At 59.6% G+C, this 17375-nt stretch carries 14 protein-coding genes and 1 pseudogene; 12 read left to right on the top strand and 3 right to left on the bottom strand.

The window, feature by feature from the left end:
* Nucleotides 1-204: 204 nt before the first annotated feature.
* Nucleotides 205-1308, bottom strand: a complete 1104-nt coding sequence (locus tag HMPREF3042_RS01265) for an esterase/lipase family protein (RefSeq protein WP_070855840.1) — start codon at nt 1306-1308, stop codon at nt 205-207.
* Nucleotides 1309-1332: 24 nt separating this feature from the next.
* Here HMPREF3042_RS01265 and HMPREF3042_RS01270 point away from each other — a divergent pair, with 24 nt between their 5' ends.
* The 9 genes from HMPREF3042_RS01270 to groL all read left to right on the top strand — a co-directional run bounded on the left by HMPREF3042_RS01270 (nt 1333) and on the right by groL (nt 11549).
* On the top strand, nt 1333-3003 hold the full coding sequence (locus HMPREF3042_RS01270) for an NAD(P)H-hydrate dehydratase (protein WP_070855841.1): 1671 nt from the start codon (nt 1333-1335) through the stop codon (nt 3001-3003).
* Nucleotides 3000-4613 carry an alanine racemase gene (gene alr / locus HMPREF3042_RS01275; protein WP_070855842.1) on the top strand — a complete coding sequence of 538 codons (1614 nt, stop codon included), beginning with the start codon at nt 3000-3002 and terminating at the stop codon, nt 4611-4613. The genes HMPREF3042_RS01270 and alr overlap by 4 nt, the downstream gene beginning before the upstream one ends.
* Nucleotides 4614-4643: 30 nt before the next feature.
* Complete coding sequence (gene tsaB / locus HMPREF3042_RS01280) at nt 4644-5294, top strand: tRNA (adenosine(37)-N6)-threonylcarbamoyltransferase complex dimerization subunit type 1 TsaB (RefSeq protein WP_070855843.1); 651 nt, start codon at nt 4644-4646, stop codon at nt 5292-5294.
* A complete protein-coding gene (rimI, locus tag HMPREF3042_RS01285) occupies nt 5291-5770 on the top strand; it encodes a ribosomal protein S18-alanine N-acetyltransferase (protein WP_070855844.1) in 480 nt (159 codons plus the stop codon). The genes tsaB and rimI overlap by 4 nt, the downstream gene beginning before the upstream one ends.
* 38 nt (nt 5771-5808) lie before the next feature.
* Entirely contained in the window at nt 5809-7545 is a 1737-nt protein-coding gene (locus HMPREF3042_RS01290; protein WP_070855845.1) for a pyruvate dehydrogenase, read from the top strand.
* A 55-nt stretch (nt 7546-7600) separates the two neighbouring features.
* Nucleotides 7601-8029, top strand: coding sequence for a hypothetical protein (locus HMPREF3042_RS01295; protein ID WP_038627743.1), 429 nt, complete (start codon nt 7601-7603; stop codon nt 8027-8029).
* 58 nt (nt 8030-8087) lie between these two features.
* On the top strand, nt 8088-9167 hold the full coding sequence (gene tsaD / locus HMPREF3042_RS01300; RefSeq protein WP_070855924.1) for a tRNA (adenosine(37)-N6)-threonylcarbamoyltransferase complex transferase subunit TsaD: 1080 nt from the start codon (nt 8088-8090) through the stop codon (nt 9165-9167).
* 458 nt (nt 9168-9625) lie between these two features.
* Nucleotides 9626-9925 carry a co-chaperone GroES gene (gene groES, locus HMPREF3042_RS01305; RefSeq protein WP_005510054.1) on the top strand — a complete coding sequence of 100 codons (300 nt, stop codon included), beginning with the start codon at nt 9626-9628 and terminating at the stop codon, nt 9923-9925.
* A gap of 19 nt (nt 9926-9944) precedes the next feature.
* Complete coding sequence (groL, locus tag HMPREF3042_RS01310; RefSeq protein ID WP_049190355.1) at nt 9945-11549, top strand: chaperonin GroEL; 1605 nt, start codon at nt 9945-9947, stop codon at nt 11547-11549.
* A 125-nt stretch (nt 11550-11674) separates the two neighbouring features.
* Here groL and HMPREF3042_RS01315 read toward each other — a convergent pair whose 3' ends face one another.
* Together HMPREF3042_RS01315 and HMPREF3042_RS01320 are read right to left on the bottom strand one after the other, a co-directional pair.
* Nucleotides 11675-11998: a WhiB family transcriptional regulator gene (locus HMPREF3042_RS01315; RefSeq protein ID WP_083327403.1), complete on the bottom strand. Its 324-nt coding sequence runs from the start codon at nt 11996-11998 to the stop codon at nt 11675-11677.
* A 137-nt stretch (nt 11999-12135) separates the two neighbouring features.
* Nucleotides 12136-12504: a DUF5319 domain-containing protein gene (locus tag HMPREF3042_RS01320; protein ID WP_038629374.1), complete on the bottom strand. Its 369-nt coding sequence runs from the start codon at nt 12502-12504 to the stop codon at nt 12136-12138.
* 263 nt (nt 12505-12767) lie between these two features.
* Between HMPREF3042_RS01320 and guaB the strand changes: the two genes are divergently transcribed.
* The 3 genes and pseudogenes from guaB (at nt 12768) to HMPREF3042_RS01335 (ending at nt 17365) form a co-directional block, all read left to right on the top strand.
* Nucleotides 12768-14297: an IMP dehydrogenase gene (guaB, locus tag HMPREF3042_RS01325; RefSeq protein ID WP_070601284.1), complete on the top strand. Its 1530-nt coding sequence runs from the start codon at nt 12768-12770 to the stop codon at nt 14295-14297.
* 50 nt (nt 14298-14347) lie between these two features.
* Nucleotides 14348-15496: a GuaB3 family IMP dehydrogenase-related protein gene (locus HMPREF3042_RS01330; protein ID WP_070855847.1), complete on the top strand. Its 1149-nt coding sequence runs from the start codon at nt 14348-14350 to the stop codon at nt 15494-15496.
* Nucleotides 15497-15615: 119 nt separating this feature from the next.
* A pseudogene (locus HMPREF3042_RS01335) lies at nt 15616-17365 on the top strand (FAD-dependent oxidoreductase).
* The last annotated feature ends 10 nt before the right edge of the window (nt 17366-17375 follow it).

A 17375-nucleotide genomic window follows, 5' to 3' on the forward strand; every position in this document is an offset into this window, starting at 1 on the left:
ATTACTACGTGTCCGCCGGAGAATTGAAGATTGAGTTCTGTGGTGGAGAGGAGCGTGGAGAGGCTCGTTCAACCAGCCCCGCCAACCTCTGTGCATCGGACAAAGAACTTTTGCTTACATATTTTCCCTACAACCCAAATCGTACACCTGTTTGAAGAAGTGTCAATAGAGTTTTAGAAATATGTTCTAAAACTCCATGCTGGATTAGATCTGGCCGCGCCGTCCGAGCCTCCGCCGCCCGAGCCTCGTCGGCAGTGCGCCGTACATAGGCAGGACTCGCTGCCGTACATGGCGCGGCGTTTGCTTGTTGGTCGAAGAGTCCTCGGTGCCACCCTCCTCGGCACCACCCTCCTCGGCGCGATCCAGCTCGTCTAAGAACTCGTGGATGAGTTCTAACGTATTGGGGGAGTAGAGCAGCGCGAGGTGGTCAGACCAGTCGCCACCGCCGGTGGCGTTGTTGACGTTCGTAATGTGGTGACCCTCTTGTTCGGGCAAAAAGGCGCCGGTCCACGGGCGAACTACGGTGTCGAAAGGGGTGCCGATATTCAGGTAGTGCGGGCCGCGTCGGGTAATGCCACGCGCTGCGCGGTTCAGAGTCGCAATATAGTCGGAGTCCAGCAGCTGTTGAATACAGGCACGGCCGACAAGGCGGTCGACGAGTTTGTGCATTGGTAGGCCGCATCGCTCAAGGGCACTGAGCCTTCGGCGCATGCCCCACGCAGTAGTGCCGCGATGGTTTCCCGCAAGCGAGATGACTGCCCGCACGGGGCTGTTGTCGGAGGCGAACTGCTCGGCGTCTTCTTCGTTGAGGCCATGGTTGAGGGCGTCGTCGTAAAGCGAATCGATGCTCGCGTTGGCGTAACTGCGACAGTGCAGACCGCCCTGGGAATGACCGATGAGGTCGATGCGGGGTAGGGAGAGTTGGGCTCGGAAGCGGTCGAGAAGGTCGGTGACTTCGGCGAGCGCATCGTTCAAATCGGTGGTGGCTTTGACGCTGCGGAGGCGGCTGACCAGCGCGGCGGGGTCGGAGCCGTAATCGAGTGAGAATACAGGGCGATTCCGGGCGAGGAACGGCCCCAACATGGCGAAGGAGTTGAACGAGTTCATCCAGGTGCCGTGAACCAGGACAATTGGTGTGCGGCCGTTGTATCCATCCAGGTCGGGAGTGACTTTGCCGTCGAGGATTTCGCGAACGTCCTGCACGCCGTGGGGGATCCATTCGGGATGACGCAACGAGCGCAGGTATGCCTGCGGAAAGGCGCGCAGTAGAGGGCCGAAAACTCGCGTGCTCGGGGAGTAGTCATCCATAGGGGCTAATCGTAGGCTGGGTTTATGACGTACTGCTACACAGCTGCCGAAATTCGCGCCGCGGAACAGCCCTATCTGGACGCACAAACGCGTGACGACGAACTCATGCGCCACGCAGCCGCCGCTGTGTCGGAGGTGGCGGAGCGGATTCTCGCTAAGGCGTCGCCGGAGCCTGGTCGCGGTCGTGTGCTGCTGTTGGTTGGGTCGGGAGGCAATGGTGGCGATGCGCTCTATGCCGGCCGGGACTTGTCGTCGGGCGGACATGGCGTGGATGCAGTTTTGCTGGGCACCAAGCCACATGAACGGGCGCTGAAAGCGTTTGAGCTCGCAGGCGGGCGGGTGCTGCCGTTGGGGTGTGACCGGGAGACGGATTTATCGAAGATTCTGTGGTCGATAAGTGAAGAATACGCACTGATTATCGACGGAATTGTGGGGCTCGGTGGTCATGGTGCGCTGCGCGAAGAGGCTGCGTGGCTGGTGCGCGAGGCAAACATAGGCGAGGTGCCTATTCTCTCGGTCGACGTGCCGAGTGGTGTGGAAGCCGATACCGGACGCACTTTTGATCCGCCCTCCCAGACCATCAATCCCGACCTCGACCTGGAAGAGGGCCAGGATCCGTACCTGCCATCCCACGTCGAGGCCACGACAACGGTGACCTTCGGCGGACTGCGCTACGCGCATGCGCTGTCGGAAGCCTGTGGTGAGGTCGAATTACACGAAATTGCGCTCGATGCCTTCTCCCTCGAACTTCCAGGACTGGGGCAGACGCTCTATGAGAACGGTCACTACAATGCCGTCCACCACCAGACTCTGACCGTAGAGTTTTACGAAGCCCTAGGCGGGAGCTTTCCGGCACCTTTTGGCGCGAAGACTCAGCTCGAACCCGGTGCTAATGACCACAAGTACTCCACCGGAGTTACAGGTATCGCCACCGGTAGCGAGGCGTATCCGGGCGCTGGTCAGCTGTGTGCCTCCGCTGCCGTGCACGCGACCAGTCCCGCGGTTATCTATGTCGGCGACGCGGCCGCCCGCAACCGCATCACCGCGGCCTTGCCGACGGTCATTGCGCAGTCGGACTCGATGGATCGTAAAGAGGTACGCGTCGATGCCTGGGTTGCCGGCCCTGGTCGGGGCACTGATGAGCGCGCGGCCGAGGAACTGCGCGACATTCTGGCCACCGACAAACCAGTAGTCATTGACGCTGACGCACTGACGCTGCTGTCGAAGCATGAGGATATCCGACAGCTCGTCCGCGAGCGCGGCCAGGAGCGCAACCTGCGCACTGTTCTCACGCCGCACGCCGGCGAATTTGAGCGCCTTACCGGGCACGAGGTCACTAACCCCATCGCAGATGCCCGTGAACTTGCCGAGCAGTTCTTCTGCGAAGTGTTGCTCAAGGGACGCCGCACCGTGATTGCCAATCCGACAACGCAGCGCACAGTTGTGATTGACGCGGGTAGCTCCTGGGCGGCCACTCCGGGCTCCGGCGATGTACTGTCCGGACTCCTTGGTGCCTGGGTAGCGCGTGGCGAATCCCTCTACGTACCAGTAATTATTCACGCTCGCGCCGCATTCTTGGCCGCGCAGACAGAGTTCGGACCAGCACCCTGCAGCGCCCAGGACATCGCTGAATCCATCCGAGATGCCACCGCATGGTTCACCAATGAAGGCAGCAGTGGCAAAATACGGCTATGACTTCCTCGGCACCAGCCATCCTGACCCATACCGTTAATCTCGACGCAATCACCCACAATGTGAAGACCGTCAAGGCCATCGCAGGGGTGTCGGAATTCATGGCCGTCGTCAAGGCGGACGGCTACTCGCAGGGTGCGCTGCAGACCGCGCGTGCCGCACTGGCCGGCGGCGCAACACAGCTCGGCGTCGCAACAATCGACGAGGCGCTCTCCCTCCGCGAGGAACTCCGCACCACGCTTGACGACGGCCACACCATCCCCATCCTCGCCTGGATCTGGGACGCGGCAGCCACCTCGTTGCTGCAGCGTGCTGTAGCTGCAGGTATTGACCTCGGCCTGCCGTCGATGGCTCATGCGCTGGCCGTGGCCAATGCCGGGAGGGCGCTGTCGGTGACACCACGTGTGACGGTGATGGTCGATACGGGCTTGGGGCGCTCGGGATTCTCTATGGCCAATGGGGACTTTGAGAATGCGGTTGATCAGCTGGTCGAGCTGCACAAGACCGGCGCGCTGAACATCACCGGTGCTTTCACGCACTTTGCATGCGCGGATGAGCCGGGCAACGAGAGCGTCGATAAGCAGGCGCAGAATTTCCGAACCGCCATTTCTGTCCTGCGCGAGGCGGGGCTGGACGAGATGATTAACCATGCGGCGAATTCGCCGGCATCGTTGTCGCGTTCTGACCTGGCCTTCGACATGGTGCGCCCAGGCCTGGCTATTTATGGTGGCGAGCCAATTGTGGGGGCCACCCATGGATTGCGTCCAGCGATGCGGTGGGAAGCGTCGGTCATCTTGGTCAAGAAGCTGCCGGCAGGGCAGTCGGTGTCCTACGGACAGACGTGGACAGCTGACCGCGACACCACCATCGGCATCGTGCCCTGCGGCTATGCCGACGGCATGATGCGCTCGGCATCCGGGCGTTTCGAAGTCAACATCAATGGCACACGCTATCCGCAGGTAGGACGCGTGTGCATGGATCAGTTCGTTGTCGACCTTGGTCCAGACAGTGATGTCGAGGCCGGCGACACGGCGGTCATCGTCGGTGATCCCACACTGGGGGAGCCCGGTCTCGATGACCTCGCGGAGGCATCCGGCACCATTAACTACGAAATCCTCACCGCACCGAAGGGACGCAGCGAGCGAAAGTGGGTGCGCAGCCGCATCGCGCCAACCGCAGAGGACATGCGTGACCTCGGCGAGGAGATTGGCCGGGAGCTAGCCGCCGGGGATCTGGTGATTCTCGATGGCCCACTCGGCGCGGGTAAGACCACTCTCACGCAGGGCATCGCCCGCGGCATGAATGTGCGCGGTCGCGTGACGTCGCCGACGTTCACCATCGTCCGCGAGCACCGTCCGCTCGCAAAAGATGGCGTCACCCTCATCCACGTCGACGCCTATCGACTCTTCGGCGAAGAGGGGCCCGGCTCCGATGGCGAGGCCTTCGATGCGCTGGATTCACTCGATCTGGACACCGACCTCGAGGACAGCGTCGTGGTCGCCGAGTGGGGAATGGGGCTCGCCGAGGTGCTCTCCGAGCGCTATCTGCAGGTGAGCATCGATCGTTCGCGTGACGACGATACCCGCGTCGTCACCTGGAAGTGGAGCAAGTAGCTTCAAGTCGGTTCAAGTAGGTTACTGAGTATGAACATTTTGGCCGTTGACACATCGACCCCACAGGTCACCGCGGGAATTGTCCGCGATGGTGAAACCGTGGCCGAAACGCTGCACCTGGATGCCCGCGCGCACAACGAAGTGCTGGTGCCGCTGATTCAGCAGTGCCTCACTGACAGTGGGGTGGCGGCAACCGAGCTAGATGCCGTGGTTGTCGGCTGTGGTCCGGGACCGTTTACGGGCTTGCGCGTTGGTATGGCCACCGCAGCCTCCTTTGCCGACGCTCTGGGAATTCCCTGCTACGGCATCTGCAGTCTGGATGCGCTCGCGGGTGGTGTTGGCGATGAACTGGTCGTCACCGATGCTCGCCGCCGCGAGGTGTACTTCGCGGCCTACCGCGATGGCCAGCGAGTTTTCGGTCCGGCAGTGGCCAAGCCAGCCGACGTCATGGAGCTGCTCAAGGAAGAGCTCGCAGCAGAAGTCGCCGACTTCACGCCGAGCCACGCCCGCGGCAGCCTCAGCCACATCGAGCAAATTGCCGGGCTTGAGGTTGCTGCCGAACAAGTCTTTCCCACTCCGAAAGCCATGGTTGAAACGGCCCACTTTGACTCCGCGCCGGGCCCACTGGTGCCGCTGTACTTGCGCCGCCCGGATGCCGTTGTCCCGAAGGCTATGAGATGAGCGTCGTCAAGCTAGTACGTCTCGGGCCTCCTGCAGCCAAGGCGTGTGCGGCGATTGAGGCGGAGCTATTTGCCGGCGATGATCCCTGGCCGGAATCGGCCTTTATGGCAGAGCTGGCCGCGCCGAACAATTTCTACGTCGGGCTGATCGCAGAGGCAGACGGGGACGAAGAACTGTGCGGCTATGCGGGAATTACCAAGCTGGGGCCTGCGGGTGCCGCCGAGTACGAGATTCACACCATCGGCGTGGGGCAGAAGTGGCAGCGTCGAGGTTTTGGGGCGCAGCTCATGGACGCGCTGATGGCAGCGGTGGCGGAGGATTCGGGCCCAGTGTTTTTAGAAGTGCGCACGGATAATGAACCCGCTATCGCCATGTATCGACGCTACGGCTTCGAAAATATGGGGCTACGAAAAAACTACTACCCGGGCTCTGGGGCGGACGCTTACACAATGCGCCGGCCTGTGCCCGCCGGCTAAATGTTGACGTAGCGACTATTCTGCGTTAGACCGGTCACATGGCTAAAACCTTTGCAAAGCAGCTCGTAGAAACCCTAGAGAAGCAGGGTGTCAAGCGAATCTTCGGACTCGTCGGAGATAGTTTGAACCCGATTGTCGACGCGGTGCGTGAGTCCTCCATTGAGTGGGTGCACGTTCGCAACGAGGAGGCTGCGGCCTTCGCTGCCGGTGCCGAGTCCCTGGTCACCGGCGAATTAGCAGTGTGTGCGGCCTCTTGCGGTCCGGGTAACACCCACCTCATTCAGGGCCTCTATGACTCCCACCGCAACGGCGCAAAGGTGCTGGCGCTGGCATCGCACATTCCTTCTCGCCAGATTGGCTCGAATTTCTTCCAGGAGACCCATCCGGAGTTTATCTTCAACGAGTGCTCCGGTTACTGCGAGATGGTGAACTCCGCTGAGCAGGGTGGCGTCGTTTTGCATCATGCTATCCAGTCGACCATGACTGGCCACGGAGTTTCCGTGCTGGTTCTGCCGGGCGACATTACAACGCATGAAGTGGAAAATGATGAGTTCGTCACCTCCACTATCAGCAGCGGTCGCCCAGTCGTATTCCCTGATGCCGGCCAGGCCGCCGCGCTTGCCGACGCAATCAATGAGGCTAAAACCGTCACGCTTTTCTGTGGCGCAGGTGTGAAGGATGCCCGCGAACAGGTGCTCAAGCTTGCGGAGAAGATTAAGTCGCCGGTGGGGCATGCGCTGGGTGGCAAGATGTACATCCAGTACGACAACCCCTATGACGTCGGAATGTCCGGACTGCTGGGCTACGGCGCCTGCCACGATGCCTCTAACGATGCTGATTTGTTGATTCTGCTCGGTACTGACTTCCCGTACAACGACTTCCTGCCGACTAAGAACGTCGCCCAGGTCGATATCGATGGTCGCGCCATCGGTCGTCGTACCACGGTGAAGTACCCAGTCGTCGGCGATGTGGCCGCAACGATCGAAACCATCCTGCCGTACCTGGATGAAAAGACCGACCGCTCCTTCCTGGACAAGCAGCTGCGGAACCACGAGCGCCTGCTCAGCCACGTCATCGAGGCATACACCCATGACGTTGAGAACATGCGCCCGATTCACCCGGAGTATGTGGCCGACCTGATTGATAAGTACGCCGATGACGATGCCGTCTTCACCGTTGACACCGGCATGGGCAATGTCTGGGCTGCACGCTACGTCACGCCGAATGGCAGGCGAGAGCAGATTGGTTCTTTCCGTCACGGCACTATGGCCAATGCACTGTCGCAGGCCATTGGTGTGCAGGCTGCTGACCGGGACCGTCAGGTCATTACCTTCAACGGTGACGGTGGCCTGTCAATGCTGCTCGGTGAGCTCATCACCGTGCAGCAGCAGCAGCTGCCGATCAAGATGTTTGTGTTCAACAACTCCTCGCTCGGCATGGTCAAGTTGGAAATGCTGGTCCAGGGTCTGCCAGAGCACCAGACCGACCACGGGGCAGTCGACTACGCCGGAGTCGCGGAGTCGCTGGGCATCAAGGCTATCCGCATTGAAGATCCGGCCGATGCACCTCGCCTGATTCAAGAGGCGCTGGCATACGACGGCCCGGTACTGGTGGACATGATCACCGACCCGAATGCCCTGTCCATCCCGGCGAATATCACCTGGGACATGCTGATGGGATTCTCCAAGGCCGCTACTCGCACCGTCTTTGGCGGCGGCGTGGGCCAGATGATCAACATGGCACGGTCGAACCTCCGCAACATCCCGCGGCCATAGTGGGGGTAGCGCTCTCGAGATGCGGGAGCGGATGCGGTGCGGTACCTCTGTTTCCATGATTAAAGGTTTTCTGGTGAACCCTGACCTGACGCATCGCATCGTCGAATTTGAGTTGGAGGCCGCTGCTACATTCCTCGGCGGAGTTTCCTCCGACCGTGTTTCGGTGGCGTTTCAGGAAGATGGCGTCGATTACGCCGCTCTCTACAACCCGACGGCCAAGGCTGAGGGCGCTGAACCGAACCCGGTCGCGTCCCTCGGTCGCAATGAGGCTGCTACGGGCAACTCGGCTTTCTTCACCGACCCCACCACAGCAATTTGCGGAACGGTCGTATTCGTCGACGCCGAGGGCGAGGATATCGGCGACGAGGAAATTGAGCGTATTAAGCACGGTATGCGCGCCGTTCGCCACTACCGCGATGACTACCCAGAGGAATACGCTCTCTGGCGTGCCGCTGTGAGGAACCTCGGCCGCCTCGAAATTTAAACTCGGTCGCTGGTAAGCGACCCGGTGGTGCGCTAGTACCATGACTGCTATGACCGAGTTGACCCTGCTGGCAATCGAGAGTTCCTGCGATGAGACTGGCGCTGCAGTGATGCGTGTGCGCTACGACGACACGGACACCAGCACCCCAGCCATTCCAGAGGTGGAAGTGCTTGCCGACGTCGTCGCATCCTCCATGGAACAGCACGCCCGCTTCGGCGGTGTGGTTCCCGAGATTGCCTCCCGCGCTCACTTGGAGGCCTTGCAGCCAGTAGTTTCCGAGGCTCGTGCGCAAGCAGCTGCCAAGCTCGGTATCGATACTTTTATCCCAGATGCCGTCGCCGCTACCGTAGGGCCTGGTCTCGCCGGTGCGCTGCTGGTTGGTTCGGCAGGCGCGAAGGCCTATGCCGCCGCCTGGGGCGTGCCTTTCTACGGTATTAACCACCTTGGTGGCCATGTTGCTGTCGGAGCTCTCGACGGCGCGGATCTGTCCAATGCAGTGGCGCTGCTAGTTTCCGGCGGGCACACGCAGCTGTTGCGTGTGCAGGGGGTTGGTCGTCCGATGGAGGAGCTCGGATCGACGCTTGACGACGCGGCCGGAGAGGCATACGACAAGGTTTCTAGGTTGCTTGGGTTGGGTTACCCGGGCGGCCCGATTATCGATAAGTTGGCTAAGCAGGGAAATCGCAAGGCCATCGCGTTTCCTCGGGCCATGATGCGCCAGCAGGATGCGCGCCACGACTTCTCCTTCTCCGGCTTGAAGACAGCCGTGGCCCGCTATGTCGAGGCAGCGGAGAAAGAAGGTCATGAATACTCCGTAGAGGACGTCTGTGCTTCCTTCCAGGAGGCGGTCTGCGATGTGTTGACCAAGAAGGCTGTCCGTGCGGCTCAGGATGTGGGGGCTACTACGCTGCTGCTCAGTGGTGGTGTAGCTGCGAACTCGAGGTTGCGTGAACTCGCAGCGGCGCGAGCTACCTCGGCGGGAATTACGCTGCACGTGCCGCCGATTAAGCTGTGTACCGACAACGGTGTCATGATTGGCGCAGCTGCCGCCTACCTAATTGCCGCAGGGGTCAATCCCTCTGGCTACGCCTGTCCGACCGACCCATCCATGCCAGTGGAAGAACCCGTAATGCAATGAGACTGATTACCACTCGGCTCCGTTTAGCGGAGACTGTGAGGCGTCGGAGTTCCCAACCACGGAGGAAAACTTTACGATTGTCGCCTGTGGCGGATGGTGGGCGATAGGTGGACGCGCAAACAGTGGGGGGACTGGCGGTGTACCAATGGGACGAAGGTGCCTGGCAAAGGAGGGAGCCAGACAGTCGTTACACGACCGGTTCTGGTGGCCCCTGCTTTACGGATGAGTACATCAAGGAACACGGGATGACGGTTACTGTGTTCGGTCGTATGGCTTGCAACCCCGACAAGCTGACCAATTAGCATTAGCGCTCACTGTTGTTGAGTGTTAGCACTTGCAGAGGTAGAGTGCTAACGAAGGTTGTTTGACACACAGTTGTTCACCCGCGACGACGGCTGTGCACGGCAGACCAACCGGCACAAGAACATCACATCACCGCATGTATGGAGGAATTCATCGTGGCGAACGTCAACATCAAGCCGCTGGAGGACCGCGTCCTCGTTCAGATCAACGAAGCAGAGACCACCACGGCTTCTGGCCTGGTTATCCCGGACTCCGCTAAGGAGAAGCCACAGGAGGCTACCGTTATCGCGGTTGGTCCGGGTCGTTGGGCCGATGACGATGACCGCATTCCTATGGACGTCAAGGAGGGCGACATCGTCATCTTCTCCAAGTACGGCGGCACTGAGCTGAAGTACCAGGGCGAGGAGTACCTGCTGCTGTCGCAGCGCGACATCCTGGCTGTTATCGAGAACTAAAGGGAGGACGTACCCACACATGGCGAAGCTTATTGCTTTTAACGAAGAGGCTCGCGAAGGCCTCAAGCGCGGTGTGGACACGCTTGCCGACGCAGTCAAGGTCACGCTTGGCCCGAAGGGTCGCAACGTAGTCCTGGACAAGGCCTTCGGCGGTCCGCTGGTCACCAATGACGGTGTGACCATCGCCCGCGACATCGACGTTGAGGATCCGTTTGAGAACCTCGGCGCGCAGTTGGTTAAGTCCGTTGCGGTCAAGACCAATGACGTTGCCGGTGACGGCACTACTACCGCAACGCTGCTGGCACAGGCGCTAGTCCACGAGGGGCTGCGCAACGTTGCAGCCGGCGCAAACCCGATTTCTCTGAATCGCGGTATTCACGCTGCATCCGACAAGGCGGTTGAGCTGCTGAAGCAGCGTGCCACCCCGGTCAGCAGCTCTGCTGCCATCGCGCAGGTGGCAACCGTTTCCTCGCGCGACACTGAAATCGGTGACCTGGTTGCAGGTGCCATGGATAAGGTTGGCAAGGACGGCGTCGTCTCTGTGGAGGAGTCGCAGTCGATTGCTACCGAGCTGTCCGTGACCGAGGGCGTGTCCTTCAACAAGGGCTTCCTCTCGCCGTACTTCATTACCGACGTTGAGGCTCAGCAGGCAATTCTCGACGGTGCACAGGTGCTGCTGGTCCGCGAGAAGATTTCCTCTCTGCCGGAGTTCCTGCCGATTCTGGAGAAGATTGCCGAGTCCGGCAAGCCGACTCTGATCATGGCTGAGGATATCGAGGGCGAGGCTCTGTCCGCACTGGTCATCAACGCTATGCGCAAGACCTTGAAGGTCGCCGCAGTGAAGGCACCGTACTTCGGTGACCGTCGTAAGGCGTTCATGGATGACCTGGCAGTTGTCACCGGTGCAACCGTCGTTACGGCTGACACTGGCATGCAGCTGAAGGACGTTGGACTTGAGGTGCTGGGTAACGCACGCCGCATCACCATTACCAAGGACGAGACCGTCCTGGTTGACGGTGCTGGCACCGCTGAGGCCGTGGAAGAGCGTCGGAACCAGATCCGTGCCGAGATTGAGCGCACTGACTCTGACTGGGATCGCGAGAAGCTGGAAGAGCGTCTGGCGAAGCTCTCTGGCGGTGTGGCTGTTATTAAGGTCGGCGCTGCAACCGAGACCGAGGTCAATGAGCGCAAGCTGCGCGTTGAGGATGCCATTAACGCTGCTCGTGCAGCAGCTCAAGAAGGCGTCATCGCCGGTGGCGGTTCCGTACTGGTGCAGATTTCCCGTGAACTCGAGGCATTTGCTGACGAGTTCGAGGGTGACGAGGCAGTCGGTGTCCGTGCAGTTGCCAAGGCTCTGACCCGTCCGGCTTTCTGGATTGCTGAGAATGCTGGTAAGGATGGCGCAGTTGTCGTTTACCACATCGGAGAGCTGGAGAACGGCAACGGCTACAACGCTGCTACTGACACTTACGAGAACCTGATTGAGTCCGGCGTCATTGACCCGGTCAAGGTCACTCACTCCGCAGTCGTCAACGCAACCTCCGTGGCACGCATGCTGCTGACCACTGAGGCTTCCGTTGTGGACAAGCCGGAAGAGGAGCCGGAGCACGATCACGCTCACTAATTTCCCGTGAGCTAGTGCGCTAGCTGCTAGTACGTGAAATGCTCCCCACCTTTCAATCTGAGGGTGGGGAGCATTTTGGTTTTATGTGAACTGGAACTGGCTGGAGTCCGAGAGAAGGGGAGGGACTACATGGCAGTGACTAGAACGCGTTCAAGTTCGCGTTCACGTGCGGCCGGCTTAACTCGAAGGATTTCATTTCGTTCAGATTCGCTGAGACCGCCCCAGACACCGTATGGCTCACCAACCTTGAGTGCGTGACTACGGCACTGCATAAGAACGGGGCAAGAACGGCAGATAGCCTTCGCATGAGCTTCGCGTAGGCTGCGTGCGCGTCCGCGCTCGCCTTCCGGGTGGAAGAAGGTCGCGGAGTCCTGCCCGCGGCAAGAGCCGTGCAGCTGCCAATCCCACAAATCCGCATTGGGCCCGGGCAAGTGGTCGATGTACGTCATCGGAATTGATGTCTCCTTCATTGAGCTTTCTTGAAGCAGTGAGCTCAAGTGTGGAGGCCAACAATGAACGGTTGGTAAACCTAAGGAGACCAGCCGGGATACTACGCAAACAATTCCGTCAAACTCTTATCAAATTTTTAGAAACGGCCAGGTCGGCGAGAACGCAGACCGTCGACAAAGCCTGCGCAGTAGTCCCATGGGGCGTAACGGGAGGGGTCTGGATCGAATTGTGGCTCGTGAACCGGGGACGCCTGTCCAGACAGGAGCATCAGGTAGTGGTTTTCCAAAACTTCCCAGTTGTAAAAGTGCTCGTCACCGCAGTCCTCACACAACATGCAGACGCCCAGTAATCCCTCTGGGCTCAAAGCGGTGCGGAATAGACGAACTGCGGCCAGATCTTCAAGAACCTCTCGACGCTCCTGGTCTGTCAGCGGAGCAAACGGCTCATCCGGCTCGAGAAAGCTTGCCGGGTCATTGGGATCTCCTTCGAACGGATCCCGCGGCATGGATGAGAAAAAGTTGTGGTTCACAATCACTACCGTAACAGCTCTGTACGGCAATCCCGACGATTGGCAATGCACTTAGTTGGGGTTTAGTTCACCTTGGTATAACCCTCAGCTAGCTTTTGGCTAACCCTTGTCGGGCACCTGTCGCTCCGCCTAATTGTCGCGTTTCATCACTTAAGGACTACCCTGTATATAACGTTTGGCAACCACGAAGCGATAGCGCCCCTGGCCGGATGTCGGCAAGGGTGGAGCAGGAGGAGTCCATGACCAACCCCACGGGAATTAGCCTCGGCGGAGACAATCCCAACAAGATTCCACTAGTCGGCCTTACATTCGATGATGTCCTGCTTCTGCCGGACGCTTCGGACGTTATCCCCTCCGGCGTTGATACTTCGACGCAGCTCACTCGTGAGCTGCGTCTGAACGTTCCGATTGTGTCCGCTGCTATGGACACCGTCACCGAGGCTCGCATGGCTGTTGCCATGGCCCGCCAGGGCGGTATGGGCATCCTGCACCGCAACCTGTCCATCGAGGAGCAGGCGCAGCAGGTTGAGATTGTGAAGCGCTCTGAGGCCGGCATGGTGTCCGACCCGGTGACCTGTTCCCCGGATGACACCATCGCCGAAGTAGATGCCAAGTGCGCTCGTTATCGCATCTCAGGCCTGCCGGTCGTCGACAAGGACGGCAAGCTGGTCGGTATCTGCACCAACCGCGACATGCGTTTTGAGGCAGACCTGAACCGCAAGGTTTCCGAAATCATGACACCGATGCCGCTCGTCGTGGCTGAGCAGGGTGTGTCTGGCGATGCGGCGCTGAACCTGCTGCGCGCTCACAAGGTGGAGAAGCTGCCGATCGTCGATGGCGAAGGCCGTCTGACTGGTCTGATTACCGTCAAGGACTTCGTCAAGAAGGATCAGTACCCGAATGCTTCCAAGGATGGTTCCGGCCGTCTGCTGGTCGGTGCTGGCATCGGTACCGGCGAGGACTCCTGGAAGCGCGCACACGCATTGGCTGACGCAGGCGTAGACGTGCTCGTTGTTGATACCGCTCACGCCCACAACTCAGGTGTACTTGGGATGGTCTCCCGCGTTAAGAAGGAATTCGGCGAGAACATCCAGATTATCGGCGGCAACCTGGCTACCCGTGGCGCTGCACAGGCCATGATTGACGCGGGTGCAGATGCCATCAAGGTCGGTATCGGCCCGGGCTCGATTTGCACCACTCGCGTTGTCGCAGGTGTAGGTGCCCCGCAGATTACCGCCATCATGGAAGCCTCTGTCGCAGCTAAGAAGGCTGGCGTTCCGATTATCGCCGATGGCGGTATGCAGTTCTCCGGCGACATCGCCAAGGCTCTGGCGGCCGGTGCATCCTCCGTCATGCTCGGTTCGATGCTGGCCGGTACCGCTGAGGCTCCGGGTGAGGTCACCTTCGTCAACGGCAAGCAGTACAAGATGTACCGCGGCATGGGCTCGCTGGGCGCCATGCAGGGCCGCGGCCTGACCGGTGAGAAGCGCTCCTACTCCAAGGATCGCTACTTCCAGGCTGACGTCAAGAGCGAAGAGAAGCTGGTTCCGGAAGGTATCGAGGGCCGTGTTCCGTTCCGCGGCAGCATCGACTCCATCGTTCACCAGCTGGTTGGTGGTCTGCGCGCAGCTATGGGCTACACCGGTTCCGCTACCGTCGAGCAGCTGCACGACGCACAGTTTGTCCAGATCACCGCTGCAGGCCTGCGCGAGTCGCACCCGCACGATATCCAGATGACTGTCGAAGCGCCGAACTACTACCAGCGCTAAACTGGCTTAGTCGAGTTAAATTCCACGGAAAGGGCATGTGAGGAAAGCTCATGCGCGACATCGTTGAAATCGGTATTGGCCGCGAGGCACGCCGGACCTACGAGTTGGACGATATTGCACTCGTTCCCACTCGTCGTACTCGGTCGTCCAAGGACGTCGATACCTCCTGGCGAATTGACGCCTACGATTTCGAACTCCCGATGATGATGCATCCGACAGATGCCATCGCCAGCCCGGAATCCGTCGCTGAATTTGCTCGTCTGGGTGGTTTGGCGGTTCTCAACGCCGAGGGTATCTGGGCCCGTCATGCCGATGCGCAGGACAAGATCGCCGAGTTGGTGGAGCTGGCAAAGAACGCCGCCACCAAGCGCGAATCCGAAGCAGTGAACCGCAAGCTGCAGGAACTGCACTCTGCTCCGATTGATACGGAGCTGTTGGTTGAGCGCATCAAGGAAATCCGCGCAACCGGCGCGATTACTGCAGTTCGTGTCTCCCCGCAGCACGCCCGTGAGTTGGCGCCGCTGGCTATTAAAGCTGGCATTGACTTGTTGGTTATCCAGGGCACGCTGATTTCCGCAGAGCATGTCACTGCTCAGGGTGCGCCGCTGAACCTCAAGGACTTCATCGGCAGCCTGGACGTTCCGGTTATTGCCGGTGGCGTTGTCGACTACCAGACTGCGCTGCATCTGATGCGCTCAGGCGCCGCTGGTGTAATCGTCGGTACAGGCTTTACGACGTCCCCGGATGCGCTCGGCATCGATGTGCCAATGGCTACCGCTATTGCGGATGCTGCAGCTGCTCGTAAGGACTACCTCGATGAGACCGAGGGCCGCTACGTCCACATCATTGCCGACGGCGGCATTGATACCGTCGGTGATATTGCCAAGGCAATCGCCTGCGGTGCGGATGCTGTGGCGCTGTCCAGTGTGCTGGCAACCGTCAACGAAGCTCCGGGGCAGGGCTATGTCTGGCCGTCTGTTGCGGCACACCCGAAGTACCCGCGCGGTGCGGTGTGGCCGGTTGTCGACGATGAGAAGGAATTGGTCAGCCTGGAAGAGGCTCTGTTTGGCCCGTCCGCCTCGCCGTTCGGTGACCGCAATCTCGCCGGTGGCCTGCGTCGCGCAATGGCCAAGTGCGGCTTTACCAACCTGAAGTCCTTCCACCGCGTTGAGCTATCGGTACGTCCAAAGGGTTTTTAGTTAAAGTAATCGGATAGTTTTTTCGTGAAACTACCTTACTGAAAAGCCACCTCCGCTTAGGGTTAGGAACATATGTTCCGCGCATTAGCGTTACGCCCTTAACGAAGGTGGCTTTTCCCATGAGTAAACAACCCGATTTCGATGTTGTAATCGTCGGTTCCGGTTTCGGTGGTTCCGTTTCTGCCTTGCGGTTGACTGAAAAAGGCTACCGAGTGGCAGTTCTCGAAGCCCGGTCGACGATTCGAAGATAAAGACTTTGCCAAAAACAGCTGGCGGCTTCACAAGTACCTGTGGGCGCCGAAGCTGGGTCTCTTTGGTGTCCAGCGTGTGCACATGTTGAAAGACGTCATGATTCTCGCTGGTGCTGGAGTCGGCGGTGGTTCCCTTAACTACGCAAACACTCTGTATAAGCCGGGTACCGAGTACTTCCAGCACCGTCAGTGGGGGCACATTACCGACTGGGAGTCAGAACTCACTCCGCACTATGACAATGCATCTCGTATGCTCGGGGTGGTCACCAACCCATCCGACACGCCTGCCGACGTCGTCATGCGTGAGGTAGCCGAAGATATGGGTGTGGGCCATACTTTCCGCTCAACCCCGGTGGGCGTGTTCTTCGGTGCCAAGACTGGAGGTCAGGGTGTGCCAGGGCAAACAGTTTCCGATCCCTACTTTGGTGGCGTTGGACCGGACCGGACTGCTTGTACGGAATGTGGTGAGTGCATGACTGGTTGCCGTCATAATGCCAAGAACACCCTGGTTAAGAACTACCTCTACTTGGCGGAGAAGTTCGGTGCGCAGGTCTTTGACCGCACTACCGTTACCGGTCTGCATCCTCAGGCTGATGGTTCCTGGGTTATTGACACTGAGCGCACTGGCCGTTGGGTAGCTAAGGGCAAGCAGCAGTTTAGCGCTAAGCGCGTCATTCTCGCCGCCGGTGCCTGGGGAACCCAGAATTTGCTGCACCGGCAGCAGGCCGATGGGTACTTGCCGCTGCTGCCGAAGTCTTTGGGCAAGCTGACCCGCACCAACTCCGAGGCTATTTTGGGCGCGATGGGTACGAAGGTGGACCCGGAAAATGACTTCTCTAACGGTGTAGCCATCACTTCGTCATTCTTCCCGGACGAGGACACCCATATCGAGCCAGTGCGCTACGGCAAGGGCTCTAATGCCATCGCAATGCTGCAGATGATTATGACTGAAGGGGGCCGTGCAACTCCGCGTTGGCTCCAGGCTGTGGGAACCGTCGTAAAGCACCCTAACTACGTGACACAGCTCGTAAACCTGCGTAAGTGGTCGCAGCGCACAGTGATTTCTTTGGTGATGCAGAATCGCGACAACTCGATTACGACGTACCTGCAAAAGATCGGGCCGGTGCGTTTCCTGATGAGTAAGCAGGGCGAGGGGGAGCCGAATCCGACGTGGATTCCGTCGGGTAATGAAGCTACGCAACGTGCGTCGGATAAGCTCAATGCACGTGGTCGGAATGGTCGTGTGCTGGCTGGTGGCACTATCGGTGAGTTGGCAAACATTCCTTTGACAGCTCACTTCATTGGTGGTGCGACGATTTCGGATTCGCCCGAAAACGGCGTAGTCGACCCGTACCTGCGCGTGTGGGGCTACCCGACGCTCTCGATTCACGACGGCTCGGCGATGGCAGCCAACCCGGGGGTGAACCCGTCACTGTCGATTTCCGCGAATGCGGAGCGTGCAACGTCGCTGTGGCCGAACAAGGGTGAGGAAGATCAGCGTCCGGCTCAGGGTGAGTCCTACGTGCGACTGGAACCGATTGCTCCGGTGAACCCGGCTGTGCCGGAAGATGCTCCGGCTGCACTGAACCTGGGTATGCCTGCAGTCCGTAAGTCTTGATAAGCTTTAG

The sequence above is a fragment of the Corynebacterium sp. HMSC074C05 genome (assembly GCF_001838325.1).
GTDB lineage: Bacteria > Actinomycetota > Actinomycetes > Mycobacteriales > Mycobacteriaceae > Corynebacterium > Corynebacterium amycolatum.

Bases quoted from the DNA above. Each gene is read 5' to 3' on its own strand.
- HMPREF3042_RS01265 (WP_070855840.1), bottom strand. From the start codon at position 1,308: ATGGATGACTACTCCCCGAGCACGCGAGTTTTCGGCCCTCTACTGCGC.
- HMPREF3042_RS01270 (WP_070855841.1), top strand. From the start codon at position 1,333: ATGACGTACTGCTACACAGCTGCCGAAATTCGCGCCGCGGAACAGCCC.
- alr (WP_070855842.1), top strand. From the start codon at position 3,000: ATGACTTCCTCGGCACCAGCCATCCTGACCCATACCGTTAATCTCGAC.
- tsaB (WP_070855843.1), top strand. From the start codon at position 4,644: ATGAACATTTTGGCCGTTGACACATCGACCCCACAGGTCACCGCGGGA.
- rimI (WP_070855844.1), top strand. From the start codon at position 5,291: ATGAGCGTCGTCAAGCTAGTACGTCTCGGGCCTCCTGCAGCCAAGGCG.
- HMPREF3042_RS01290 (WP_070855845.1), top strand. From the start codon at position 5,809: ATGGCTAAAACCTTTGCAAAGCAGCTCGTAGAAACCCTAGAGAAGCAG.
- HMPREF3042_RS01295 (WP_038627743.1), top strand. From the start codon at position 7,601: ATGATTAAAGGTTTTCTGGTGAACCCTGACCTGACGCATCGCATCGTC.
- groL (WP_049190355.1), top strand. From the start codon at position 9,945: ATGGCGAAGCTTATTGCTTTTAACGAAGAGGCTCGCGAAGGCCTCAAG.
- HMPREF3042_RS01315 (WP_083327403.1), bottom strand. From the start codon at position 11,998: ATGACGTACATCGACCACTTGCCCGGGCCCAATGCGGATTTGTGGGAT.
- HMPREF3042_RS01320 (WP_038629374.1), bottom strand. From the start codon at position 12,504: ATGCCGCGGGATCCGTTCGAAGGAGATCCCAATGACCCGGCAAGCTTT.
- guaB (WP_070601284.1), top strand. From the start codon at position 12,768: ATGACCAACCCCACGGGAATTAGCCTCGGCGGAGACAATCCCAACAAG.
- HMPREF3042_RS01330 (WP_070855847.1), top strand. From the start codon at position 14,348: ATGCGCGACATCGTTGAAATCGGTATTGGCCGCGAGGCACGCCGGACC.